This is a genomic window from Flavobacterium tyrosinilyticum (assembly GCF_023656565.1).
GTDB lineage: Bacteria > Bacteroidota > Bacteroidia > Flavobacteriales > Flavobacteriaceae > Flavobacterium > Flavobacterium tyrosinilyticum.
Genome location: NZ_JAMOKG010000003.1, coordinates 193,516 through 206,361 on the forward strand (window position 1 = coordinate 193,516; position 12,846 = coordinate 206,361).

Genomic DNA, 12,846 nt, shown 5'->3' on the forward strand with positions numbered 1-12,846 from the left:
TGAACCTAAAAAATAACAAAAAACTATCTAAACAATGCAAATTACAAACCAAGCCGGCGATCAACACGAAGTGCCGACAGAAGGCGGAAAAGGAAATCAGTACCTTTTGCCTTTTATTCTAGTTACATGCCTATTTTTTCTTTGGGGAATGGCCCACAATTTAGATTCAGTTTTGATTCCGCACTTGAAAAAAGCGTGCGAATTAAACAATCGCCAATCTACTCTAATTGATACTTCTGTATTCTTTGCTTACTTTATTATGGCGATTCCAGCTGGAATGCTGATTAAAAGATTTGGCTATAAAAACAGTATTATTACAGGATTGTTAGTTTTTGCTGTTGGAGCATTTTTATTTGTTCCTGCCGCTAATACCAGAACTTACGAATTGTTTTTATTTGCTTTATTTGTGATCGGATGTGGATTAACGATTTTAGAAACCAGCGCAAATCCGTACGCTGCGATATTAGGACCAGCAGAATCTTCTTCTAAAAGATTGAATTTAGCCGCTTCTTTCAACGGATTAGCAGCCATGGTTGCTCCTATTGTAGGTTCGTTGTTTATTCTTTCAGGAACCAATCATACGCCAGAGCAAATGGCAGCAATGCCTGAGGCAGAAAAAGCGGCTTATTTATTAGGCGAAGCGGCTTCTGTAAAAATGCCTTACATAGTACTGGGAAGTATTTTGGTTTTGGTTGCAATTGTTTTTTACTTCGTACAATTGCCTTCAATGAAAGCCACACATACAGAAGCTGAAATTAAACCAGGTTTTTTCTCTGTTTTAAAATTCAGACATTTAAGCTGGGGCGTTGTAGCTCAATTTTTTTATGTTGGAGCTCAGGTTTGTATTACTAGTTTCTTTATCAGAATTGCGCAGCAAGGAGCTGGATTAGACGAAAAAACGGCTGGATATTACTTAGGAATTTATGGTTTCCTTTTTATGGCGGGACGTTTTATTGGAACATTCTTTTTACGTTTTGTAAAAGATTATGTTTTATTGTCAATCTACTGCGTCATGAGCGTTTTACTATGTTTAGTAGCTATTTACGGTTCTGGAATTGTAGTAATTTACGCTCTTGGAGGAATCGGGTTCTTTATGTCAATTATGTTTCCAACGATTTTCTCTTTAGGAATTAAAGGTTTAAAATCGAATACAGAAACGGGTTCTTCATGGTTAGTAATGTCAATTGTTGGAGGAGCAATTATTCCATACGGAATGGGAACTTTAATCGATATGAATCATGATGATATTCAGTCGGGATATATTATTCCGTTGGTTTGCTTTTTGATTATTCTTTCTTTTGGGGCTTTTGGACATAAAGTAAAAGCTGTTTCTGAATAGTTTTTTAGCCACAACCCGAGCGATAGCAAACGGGCGAAGCAAATTGCACGAATTAACACGAATTTTTATTTTTAAAATATCAATTGCCTCCAGCTAAAGCTGGAGGTTTTTTGTTTGCTGTAAATAAAACACACATCTAAATAAAGCTCCAGAGGAGCGAAATATTTATAGCAAAAATTCCCAGCGCAAGAAAAAAGCTCCGGAGGAGCGACATATTTATAGCACCTGAGGAGCGACATAATATCATCACAATACGTTTCCCGTGGTTGAAACCACGGGCTATGTTTGAAATATATAATCAATATATATTCTCCTTAGATAATATAATTTCATCAATGACATAAAATCAAAAACGCCTCCAATTGGAGGCGTTTTCTTTTAGTCATGTTTATTAATGGTGTTTGCCATTACCGTGATCGTGGTTCTTGTCTGACTTATTTCCTTTGTTTTTTCCTTTATTATCTTTATCATTTCCGTAATGATTTCCGTTGTTGCCTTTCGGTTTTTCACCTCTGTTTTTTTGAGGCTTTCCAACGTAACCTTTTGGATACTCTTTCATATGTTTAGTATGATAATAATAGGGTGCATCTCCTCTATAATCGGTCAAAACTACTTTATAGCCTGAATACAAATCATAGTTTCTATATCTTGACGGAAGTCTTTTTTCACGCATCCATTTTCCGCTATTGTCGTAAATAAACACGCTTTGATTTACATCATAATACACATCGATGTCTGGCAAATAATAATATCTGCTGTTATCGTAACCTTGTGGTCCCCAATTTGGAGGAGTACCAATATTTACATTTACTGATACCTGAGCTTGAGCAAAAAATGCACTCATAAAAAGCATTGAGGCGAATACTAACTTTTTCATGTCTTTAGAATTTAAATGTTAATCTTAATAGATAATAATCGAAATTAATGCCAAAAATTTGCGTGTTAAGCATTCATTATACAAAATTACTAAACTAATCGACGAATAGTGTTTTTTAAACGATGTACTTTTCAAAAAAAAAAAAACCGTCTCAGATTTTGAGACGGTTTTTTATCATTATAAACAATTATTTCCAACCACCACCCAACGCTCTGTACAAATTAATGACAGCTTGCAATTTTTGAAGATTATCATTAACTCCGCTTAATTGCGCTGCTAAAAGATTTTGCTGTGATGTTAATACATCTGTATAGTTAGTTGCAGAACTGTATTCTAAAAGTTCTTGCGTAAAGTCTACTGCTTTCTCTAAAGCTGCAATTTGTTTCGCTCTAGAATCTTCTTTTTCAACAGCCATTTGATACGCATACAAAGCATTTGAAACTTCCTGACCTGCTACTAAAAGACTTTGCTGGAAATTATTGTATGCTTGCAATTGTTGTGACTGAGCTGTTGTTAATCTCATTTTATTTAAGCCATTATTGAATAAAGGCTGTGTCAATCCTCCAATAATCGAATAAAAAATAGAATGGCTAAAGAAATCATTCAACTCTAAATTTGAAAATCCTGTGCTTGCGGTAAGCGTCAGACTTGGATAAAAATAGGTCTTAGCCAAATTAGTTGATTCAAAAGCAACTCTGAAATTAAATTCCGCTTGACGGACATCAGGACGATTATTCAATAACTGAGCAGGCATTCCGATTGCAATTTTTTCAGGAATAATCTGTGTTCCTAAAACGCCTCTATCAATTGGCCCAGGCCCTTGTCCAAGTAAAATGTTTAGAGCATTTTCGGTTTCACGAATGCTTTGTTTCAAATCTGGAATTAAAACTTCTGCCGCATGCTGATTGGCTTCACTCTGAACAACCGCTGCACCTGTAACAATTGCTCCTTCTTTTAAAGCTTTAATCGTTTCAACGTTTTCAATACGAGTTTTTAACGTTTCTTCCGTAATTCTTAGCGATTCATCATACGATAATAGTAAGAAGTAATTATTGGCAATATCGGCAATCAATTGCGTTTGAACTGCTTGTTTCGCAGCATCGGAAGCTAGATAGGTTGCCAAAGCCGCTCTTTTAGAACTGCTTAATTTTCCCCAGACATCAATTTCCCATGAACTGCTAACGCCTAATTTGTAAGTGGTAGTTAAGGTATTAATATTGATTCCAGCCGGAAAGTTTAATCCTGCCTGAGATTGTTTGTTATGCGTTACATTGGCATCCAATTGCAATGATGGGTAATAAGCCAATTTACTCTGGCGTAAAGAAGCTCTTGCCTGAACAATATTCTCAATTGCATTTTTCAGATTTAGGTTCTGTTCTAAACCTTTTTGAATTAATGCGTTTAACTTTTCATCTTTAAAAACGGTATTCCAAGGCATGTCTGCAATTGTAGTCGAATCGGTTGTAGACTGATCACGGTACAATTGATCTGTTTTTAAAGTAGTGGGACGTTCGTATTTCTTGGTAACAGAGCACGCACTAATCAGTGCGGCTGTTATTACCAGTAGAATATATTTATTTGAACTATTCGTCATTTTTCTTGTAATTAAATTTTACTCTTTGTGAGCTTCTATTAAATGAATTTCGTCTTCATCGTCGTCTTCATCATCATAACCATCTTTCGCTGGACCGCTTATTTTTTCTTGCAAGTTTTGGAAAATGATAAACAGAACCGGAATAACAAATACTCCCAAAATAGTTCCAATTAACATACCTCCAACAGCTCCAGTACCAATCGATTTATTACCAACAGCTCCAGCTCCAGAAGCAAACATTAAGGGAACCAATCCTAAAATAAAGGCAAATGATGTCATCAAAATTGGACGTAAACGCGCTACAGCCCCTTCAATTGCAGCTTGTACAACTGGCAATCCTTTACGCCTTCTGTCCAAAGCAAATTCGACAATCAAAATACCATTCTTCGCCAGAAGTCCGATAAGCATGATTAAGGAAATCTGCAGGTAAATATTACTATTTAATTTGAAAATAATCGAAAACAAATAGGCTCCTGCCAGTCCAAACGGAATTGATAATAATACGGCAAATGGCAGAATGTAACTTTCGTACTGTGCACTCAACAAGAAATAAACGAAAACCAAACATAAAATAAAGATGAAAATCGTCTCACTTCCTGATGCTAATTCCTCACGCGTTAAACCTGAGAATTCGTAACCATAACCTGCAGGAAGATTCTCTGCCGCTACTTCCTGAATAGCTTTAATTGCATCTCCCGAACTGTAACCTGGTTTTGGCGCCCCTGTAATCGAAATTGACGTAAATAAGTTAAATCTCGAAATAGATTCTGGTCCAAAAACTCTTGTCATTTTTACAAACTCGGTAATTGGCGCCATATTTCCTGCGCTATTACGAACGAATATCTTATTCAACCCTTCTGTATTTGCTCTAAATTCTGGAGCTGCCTGAACCATTACACGATATTGTTTTCCGAATTTGTTAAAATTCGAAGCGTACAATCCTCCGTAATAACCTTGCATTGTTGACAGAATCGTATTGATAGAAACTCCCGCATCTTTCGCTTTCGCTAAATTAATATCCATCATATACTGAGGGAAACCAGGATTAAATGGCGTTGTTGCGTATTGAATTTCTGGACGCTCCGCTAATTTTGCTAAGAACTCATTATTCACTTTATAGAACTCAGAAGTCGTGTGTCCACCTTTATCCTGCAATTGGAATTCGAATCCACCACTTTGTCCAAAACCTTGAATCGTTGGAGGCGAAATGAAGAATATACTTGCTTCACGAATACCGCTTGTTTTAGCAAAAAGCTGTCCGATTACATCATCAACGCTAAGATCACGCTGATCCCAAGGATATAATTTTACAATAACCATACTGTAGGCACTACCAGCTCCAGCGGTAAAATTCTGCCCCACAATACGAAGTGTATTTTTAACGCCTGGAATTGTCTTTGCAATACTATCTACTCTTTTAGCAATAATATCCGAACGCTCCATAGAAGCAGATGGCGGCAAACTAATATTAGCAAAAACGGTTCCCTGATCCTCTGAAGGAACGAAAGCTGAAGGCGTAGTTTTCATCATGTAAACTAATGCCACACCAGCAATTATAATTGAAGCTAATGCAATCCATTTTTTTACAGAAAGGAAACTTACTGAACGTTTGTATCTAGCGGTAACGTTATCAAACGCAACGTTAAAGGAAGTATAAAAACGCTGTAAATAACTTTTATGTTTATGATCGTCTGCATGCGGTTTCAATAAAAGCGCACACAAAGCCGGACTCAAAGTCAAGGCATTTACTGCCGAAAGAATAATCGCAACGGCCAGTGTAATACCAAACTGTTTGTAAAAAACCCCTGTAGATCCTCCAATAAAAGTTACCGGAATAAATACCGCGGCCATTACCAATGTAATCGAAATAATTGCTCCAGAGATTTCGTCCATCGCATGAATTGTCGCTTTTTTAGCCGATTTATATCCGTGATCGAGTTTGGCGTGAACGGCCTCGACGACGACAATTGCATCATCGACCACAATACCAATGGCAAGAACCATCGCAAAAAGCGTCAATAAGTTGATCGTAAATCCGAATAAATTCAGGAAGAAAAACGTACCCACAATCGCAACCGGAACTGCAATTGCCGGAATTAAAGTTGATCTAAAATCTTGAAGGAAAATAAATACTACGATGAAAACCAATATAAAAGCTTCAACCAAAGTATGAATTACTTTTTCGATAGAAGCATCTAAGTTTTCGTTAACGTCCACCATAATAGTGTACTTCATTCCTTTTGGAAAACTTTTTGCCGCTTCTTCAATCAGTTTTTTAGAATTGATAATTACGTCACGTGCGTTTGATCCAGGCGTCTGGCTGATTGCCATCGCTGCCGATTCTACACCGTTTGTTTTAATGGTTGACGAATAACTTAAAGATCCTAATTCTACTTTAGCAACATCTTTAAGTCTCAGCATCTGTCCATTTCCAACAGATTTTATAACAATGTCCCCAAATTCCTCAGCACTTGTTAAACGTCCTTTATATTTAATTACATATTGAAATGCCTGATTTCCGTTTTCACCAAATTTACCTGGTGCCGCTTCGATATTTTGCTCGGCTAAAGCTGCCGAAATATCACTTGGAATCAGTTTATATTGTTGCATTACATCTGGTTTCAACCAGATTCTCATCGAGTAATCTTTTGCACCAAAAACGGTTACGTCTCCTACCCCAACAACACGCTGAATTTGTGGTACAAGGTTAATCTTTGCATAGTTTTGAAGAAACGTCTGATCGTAAGCTTTATCATCGCTGTATAAAGAGAAAATCAATAAGTTACTACTCTGGCTTTTGGTTACCGTAACCCCAGCCTGAGTTACCTCTACAGGCAACAAACTTGTTGCTCTAGAAACCCTGTTCTGAACGTTTACCGCTGCTAAGTCTGGATTGGTACCTACTTTAAAGAAAACTTTGATAGAAGCATTACCATCATTGGTTGCTGTAGAAGTCATGTAAGTCATGTTTTCTACACCATTAATTTGTTCTTCCAACGGAATAACGATACTTTTCAGTACCACGTCAGCATTAGCACCAGTATAGCTAGCTGCGACGTTTACGGTTGGAGGCGCAATATCTGGATATTGCGATATCGGTAACTCAATTAGGCCTAAAACACCTAAGATGACGATAATAACAGATATTACCGTCGAGAGTACGGGTCTTTGTATAAATTTTTTAAACATTTTCTTTATTTTAAATCGGCGTAAACTGCTTCTTGGCTTTGATTATTAGGTTTAATTTCAGTTCCTTCTTTTAAAGAGGCTACACCTTCTAATACAATTTCATCTCCAGGATTTAATCCGCTTGAAACTACATAATAATTACCTGCTGAATTGTCAAGTACTGTGATATTTGCATTTCTTGTTTTCTTGTCTTTACCTACAACTACTGCAAACATTTTATCTTGTAATTCAAAAGTGGCACTTTGAGGAATGATTAAGGCCTCTTTTACATCAGTCGGAATACGAACTGTTGTGCTGCTTCCGCTTCTAATAATTCCTTTTGGATTTGCGAAACGTGCTCTAACGTTTACCGTACCAGTTTCAGTATTGATTAATCCGTTTACTGTTTCGATATTTCCTTTTTGATCGTATAATGAACCATCCGAAAGCAATAAAGAAACTGCTGGCATACTTTTGATTTTTTGATTTAATGAACCTCCTGCATCTTTGGTAAAATTTAGCAATGCTTTTTCATTCATTGCAAAATAAGCGTACACATTACCAATACTTGAAACTGTCGTTAAAGGTTCTGCATTATTAGAACTTACCAAACTTCCTAAACGGAAAGGAATTGAACCTACTACTCCATTTACTGGACTTGTAACTGTTGTATATCCTAAGTTAACTTTAGCATTTACTAAAGCCGCATTTGCCTGTGCTAAAGATGCCATAGCAGACTCGTAAGTATATTGAGCCGATTCTAAATCGTATTTGCTGATAATTCCTTTTTCAACCAATGGTTTTACTTTATTCACAGCCAATTTTGCTGAACTTACCTCTGCTTGAGCACTTTTAATGCTTGCCGTTGCAGTACGAACTTGCTGCTCATATTCTGGAGCACTGATTTTAAACAATGGCTGTCCCGCTTTTACTACTGCTCCTTCATCAACATAAATCTTATCGATATATCCTTCAACTCTTGGGCGGATTTCTATATTTTGCTGTCCTTGAATACTAGCCGGAAAATCACTGTTTAACGTAGCTGATTCTGGCTGTAATGTAACAGTCTTATATTCTTTAATCTGCGGAGCTCCTCCGGCCTGTGCCGATTTATCATTTTTACCGCAAGAAGCGATAATAAGGGATGCTGCAAGAATGCTTAAAAATGATTGCTTATTCATCTTGAAAAATGTGTAATTATCTATTATATGACAACAAAAGAACTAAAATATAACATGCAAAAATTTTCAAATAGACGAAGAGCCCGATATAATCGATAAAGGTAAGATGACAACCGATGGATTTTTTTTAAATATTAAACAAGTGTTTAATTTTTATCCCGTCGGCTCTAAAATGCTTTTTAGAGACTCTAAATCGGGGTTTAGCGATTGCCCAATTTTCATATTCAAATAAAATGTAATATTGCCTTAAAATCACAAATTATAATGGCACCGAACTTTTTTAGACCTTATCTATTTACTGGACTACACATTCTTGGCTGGTCGCTATTAGGGTATCTTATGCTGTTTTATATTCCGCTGACTTGGAATGTTGTGCTTCCGCAAGCATTCTGGCTTTGGCAGAGTATTATATTGTTTTTATTAATGATTCTTTTTTATTCTACAGCAAAAAAAATAGTTCCAAAAACCATCATTAAAGACAATACTTCGGCATTTTTAATTTGGGCATTTGCAGCAATTATTGCCATGCAATTAATCGCTTATTTTTATACCTCACAAACCGATCTTCATACTCAAATCAGCAAGGCTATTGGCTTTAAAAAATATAAAAATCCGTATTTTGATAATTACGTATTTACTTTGACATTATTGGTTTTAGGAATAAGCACCAGTTGGGCAATGTTAACGCATTGGCAAAAAGCCGCACAGCATAAACAGAAACTAGAACAAGACAAAACAATGGCAGAATTGGCCATGCTGAAAGCACAAATTAATCCGCATTTTTTCTTTAATTCTTTGAATAGCATTTATTCTTTGACTTATACTGATATTGAAGATTCTAGAAATGCGCTGCATACTTTAAGCCGAATGATGCGTTACTTGCTTTACAGCACAGAAGGCGAACGAACGACATTACTTAAAGAGGTAGAATTCTTAAAAGATTTTATCGCTTTGATGAAACTACGTGCCAATAGCAAATTGACTATCAACACAGAAATTCCCGAAAAACTGCACGATTATCCGATTGTTCCGATGTTATTACTACCTTTAGTAGAAAATGCGTTTAAGCATGGCGTTCATGCAACCGATAAAAGTGAAATACACATTAAACTTTCGCAAAACAATACACATCTAGAATTTGAAGTAGAAAATACTTTTTTCGAAAAAACATCGGTTTCAGATGAAGGCGGAATTGGTTTAACCAACACCAAACGCAGATTGCAATTGATTTATCCAAATCAGCATTACATATCTTTTGGAGTTACCGATCATGGAACATATAACATTAAACTCAAAATAACTTTAGAGCAATGACCGTATTAAAATGTATAGCAGTAGATGATGAACCATTGGCTTTAAAACTGGTAGAAACGTTTATACAGCAGACTCCTTTTTTAGAATTAATAACAACTTGCGATAATGCTGTAGACGCGATGGGCATCATTAGAGAAACAAAACCCGATTTGGTTTTCTTAGACATTAATATGCCTAATTTAACTGGAATGGAATTGGCAAGACTTCTTCAAGATCAAGCTGGACCATTGCCTAAAATCGTTTTTACAACAGCTTACAATCATTATGCAATTGAAGGTTATCGCGTAAACGCTGTCGATTACCTTTTAAAACCTTTCAGTTACGAAGAATTTCTACGTGCTTCAAGCAAAGTTTTGCAATTAACCGAAGAAGCTAATAATACCTTTACCACAATTGCTGCAGATGACGAATTTATCTTTCTAAAAGTAGAATACCAATGGGTTAGAATTTCTCTAAAAGACATCACTTATATCGAAAGTTTAAAGGATTACGTAAAAGTACATCTTGAAGATTCTCAAAAAGCTTTAATGTCTCTTATTTCGCTTAAAGCATTAGAAGAAAAACTGCCTTCGTCAAAATTTATGCGCGTTCATCGTTCGTTTATTGTTTCGCTTGACAAAATAAGTGCTATTAGCAAAAACTCCATTTTTATAGATAAAATAGAAATCACAGTCGGCGAACAATACAAAGAAGCTTTTAAAACATTGGTTGAAAAATGGCTGAAATAAAATTAGAATTACAAAAATCATGGAAAAAAGATCAAACAAATATTATCTTACTTTAAGTCTTAAGGAATATTCAAATGGTGAAACCGAACCAGCAAAAGAACTCGGAATCGAATTTGATAATCACGACGAAATCTTTGGAATTATCGAAAGAATAAAGTCTAAAAACATTTTTGCAAACGAATCTGAAGCAGTTCAATTTGCTTTAGGGTTAAAATTATTTAGCGAAATCAAATTAAAAAACCGCAAAAATCCTCTTTTTGAAGAATTAAATGAAGTTTTTCCGGTCTTCATGAAAAAATTAAAAAGTCTTTAACATCCTCTTTAAAAATAAGACTTCAGCCCTATTTTTATTGAAGTTTTGAATGTTAAATTTCTGCTACGAAAAAAACAATACAATTCCTACTGGCAATATTTTGTCACAATTTTCCGTTCCAATTAGGCATGTCCCACTAAATGCTTTTTCCAAAAGAAGTTTAATTTCTGTTTTGAAATTCTTCTGCTTCATACAAAATGGCATAAGCATTTAGGCATTCTTAATTGAAAACAGAGCGTTCATTTGAAACTGACCATTTCAAATTTACTGAATCTCTACTCATAATCTTCTCTTTCGAAATGTTCGATAATGCAAAAATTATTTTTTAACCATTAAAATGAAAGCATTATGATAATTCAAAAAAGTATTTTTCTTTTGGCCACCATTCTTGTTTTGGGCAGTTGTTCGAATAACGACAATACTGATCCAGACACCAATCCAGGACCAACTGGCCCACCTGTAGAAACTGGTACAGCCAATACCACTTATCAGCCCGCATTTTCTGGACAAACACGAGCAGGAAGCATTCAAACTACCACAGAATATGAAGCTAAAATAATCACCAGCGGTTTAAGCGCTCCTTGGGGAGTTGCATATCTTCCTGACGGACGTCTTTTGGTAACCGAAAAATCGGGTAAAATTAGAATTGTGACTCAAGCTGGAGTTATTGGTGAGGCATTAACAGGCGTTCCTGCTGTAAATCCAGCAGATCAAGGCGGATTATTAGGTATTTGCCTAGATCCAGCATATGCCACTAACCGAATGATTTATTGGGCTTTTTCTGAAGTTGTTGCTGGGGGAAATATTACCGCTGTCGCGAAAGGAAGAATATCTGATAATGAAACTGCAATTGAAAACGTAACAGTTATTTATCGTTCGAATACGCCAAACGCAAGCACGCTGCATTACGGAAGCCGCATTGTATTTGACAAAACTGGAAATTTATTTGTAAGTATTGGAGAAAGATCTGTTTTACAAACTCGTCCGTTGGCACAAGCTGTAACGAGCAGTTTGGGTAAAATTGTACGCATTACAACAAGCGGACAAGCAGCACCAGGAAATCCATCTTTTACACAAACGGGGGCTTTGCCAGAACTTTATACTATTGGTCAGAGAAATCCGCAGGGCTTGGCTGTTCATCCAACAACGGGTGACTTATGGGAAAGTGAACACGGCCCAAGAGGCGGTGATGAAATTAACCGAATTACAGCTGGAGCAAATTACGGCTGGCCAACAATTACTTACGGAATTGAATATAGTGGTACGAAAATTGGAGAAGGTATTACACAACAAACTGGAATGGAGCAACCGGTCTATTATTGGGATCCTGTAGTGTCACCAAGTGGTATGACTTTCTACGCTGGAAACCGTATTCCAGAATGGCAAAATAACCTTTTTATTGGTTCATTGAGCGGCATGCACATTATACGTTTAGTTTTTAAAGACAATAAAGTAGCTGGTGAAGAAAGAATATTAGCAGGACAAGGTCAAAGATTTAGAGATATCACGCAAGGAAAAGATGAAGCATTATACGCCGTTACCGATCAAGGAAGACTTTACAAAATTGATAAAAAATAGAAAGTAAACTTGTTCACCATACATGCCAAAAACGCCCCAAATATGGGGCGTTTTTATTTATGTTTTTTTTGTTTCAGGTTTCAAGTTTCACGTTAAACGCAGCGGAATAAAACATGAAACATGAAACAAAACAATTAAGCTTTTGCTTTTCTTTTTACCGTACAGCCAATTTCTTTAGTTTGTGTAATTGCTGGTTTTTGACCACTTTTTAATGACGCAATTACATCTTCTGCATATTTTATTTTCTGCGGATTGTTCCCTTCTGGATCATTGTCGATTGCTCCTACATATTCTACTACATTACCTTTTGAAGTTTTAGAAACGATAAAGATGTGAGGCGTGCGTTTTGCACCATATTCATCCGTGATTTTTTGTCCTGGATCAAATAAATATGGGAACGAATATTTTTTCTTTTTTGCCAAATCCTGCATTTTTGCAAAAGTATCTGCATTAGAAGCCTCGGGATCGTTCGGATTGATTGCAATTACAGGATATCCTTGAGATTTGAATTTTTTATCCAAATCGATAATTCTCTGCTCATATCCAATTGCATATGGACAAGTGTTACAAGTAAAAACAACGATATATCCTTTTGCATCTTTAAAAGTTCCAAAAGAAACGTCTTTGTTGTCCACATTTTTCAGTTTGAAATCTGGAGCTGCATCGCCCGCTTTAAGTGTTACAGCATTTTGTGCATGAGATAGAAAAGCAGAAAATGCTAATGCTAGTAATAAGATTATTTTCTTCATAATGG

At 36.0% G+C, this 12,846-nt stretch carries 10 protein-coding genes; 5 read left to right on the top strand and 5 right to left on the bottom strand.

Annotated features, from left to right (window positions below; genetic code table 11):
- Nucleotides 1-34 precede the first annotated feature (34 nt).
- Nucleotides 35-1,339: an L-fucose:H+ symporter permease gene (fucP, locus tag NCC77_RS15360; RefSeq protein WP_250836376.1), complete on the top strand. Its 1,305-nt coding sequence runs from the start codon at nt 35-37 to the stop codon at nt 1,337-1,339.
- 391 nt (nt 1,340-1,730) lie between these two features.
- Here the strand turns inward: fucP and NCC77_RS15365 are convergent, their stop codons facing one another.
- The 4 genes from NCC77_RS15365 to NCC77_RS15380 all read right to left on the bottom strand — a co-directional run bounded on the left by NCC77_RS15365 (nt 1,731) and on the right by NCC77_RS15380 (nt 8,159).
- Entirely contained in the window at nt 1,731-2,216 is a 486-nt protein-coding gene (locus tag NCC77_RS15365; RefSeq protein ID WP_250836377.1) for a hypothetical protein, read from the bottom strand.
- 187 nt (nt 2,217-2,403) lie between these two features.
- Nucleotides 2,404-3,810, bottom strand: a complete 1,407-nt coding sequence (locus NCC77_RS15370; RefSeq protein ID WP_250836378.1) for an efflux transporter outer membrane subunit — start codon at nt 3,808-3,810, stop codon at nt 2,404-2,406.
- A gap of 18 nt (nt 3,811-3,828) precedes the next feature.
- Nucleotides 3,829-6,999 (bottom strand): efflux RND transporter permease subunit, encoded by a 3,171-nt coding sequence (locus NCC77_RS15375; RefSeq protein WP_250836379.1) that lies wholly within the window; start codon nt 6,997-6,999, stop codon nt 3,829-3,831.
- A gap of 5 nt (nt 7,000-7,004) precedes the next feature.
- Nucleotides 7,005-8,159 (bottom strand): efflux RND transporter periplasmic adaptor subunit, encoded by a 1,155-nt coding sequence (locus NCC77_RS15380; RefSeq protein WP_250836380.1) that lies wholly within the window; start codon nt 8,157-8,159, stop codon nt 7,005-7,007.
- A gap of 264 nt (nt 8,160-8,423) precedes the next feature.
- Between NCC77_RS15380 and NCC77_RS15385 the strand changes: the two genes are divergently transcribed.
- The 4 genes from NCC77_RS15385 to NCC77_RS15400 all read left to right on the top strand — a co-directional run bounded on the left by NCC77_RS15385 (nt 8,424) and on the right by NCC77_RS15400 (nt 12,092).
- Nucleotides 8,424-9,473, top strand: a complete 1,050-nt coding sequence (locus tag NCC77_RS15385; RefSeq protein ID WP_250836381.1) for a sensor histidine kinase — start codon at nt 8,424-8,426, stop codon at nt 9,471-9,473.
- A complete protein-coding gene (locus tag NCC77_RS15390; RefSeq protein WP_095930718.1) occupies nt 9,470-10,201 on the top strand; it encodes a LytR/AlgR family response regulator transcription factor in 732 nt (243 codons plus the stop codon). The genes NCC77_RS15385 and NCC77_RS15390 overlap by 4 nt, the downstream gene beginning before the upstream one ends.
- 19 nt (nt 10,202-10,220) lie before the next feature.
- Nucleotides 10,221-10,514 (top strand): DUF3861 domain-containing protein, encoded by a 294-nt coding sequence (locus NCC77_RS15395; protein ID WP_095930719.1) that lies wholly within the window; start codon nt 10,221-10,223, stop codon nt 10,512-10,514.
- A gap of 348 nt (nt 10,515-10,862) precedes the next feature.
- Complete coding sequence (locus NCC77_RS15400; RefSeq protein ID WP_250836382.1) at nt 10,863-12,092, top strand: PQQ-dependent sugar dehydrogenase; 1,230 nt, start codon at nt 10,863-10,865, stop codon at nt 12,090-12,092.
- Between the two features lie 134 nt (nt 12,093-12,226).
- Here NCC77_RS15400 and NCC77_RS15405 read toward each other — a convergent pair whose 3' ends face one another.
- On the bottom strand, nt 12,227-12,841 hold the full coding sequence (locus NCC77_RS15405; RefSeq protein WP_250836383.1) for a thioredoxin family protein: 615 nt from the start codon (nt 12,839-12,841) through the stop codon (nt 12,227-12,229).
- Between the last annotated feature and the right edge of the window lie 5 nt (nt 12,842-12,846).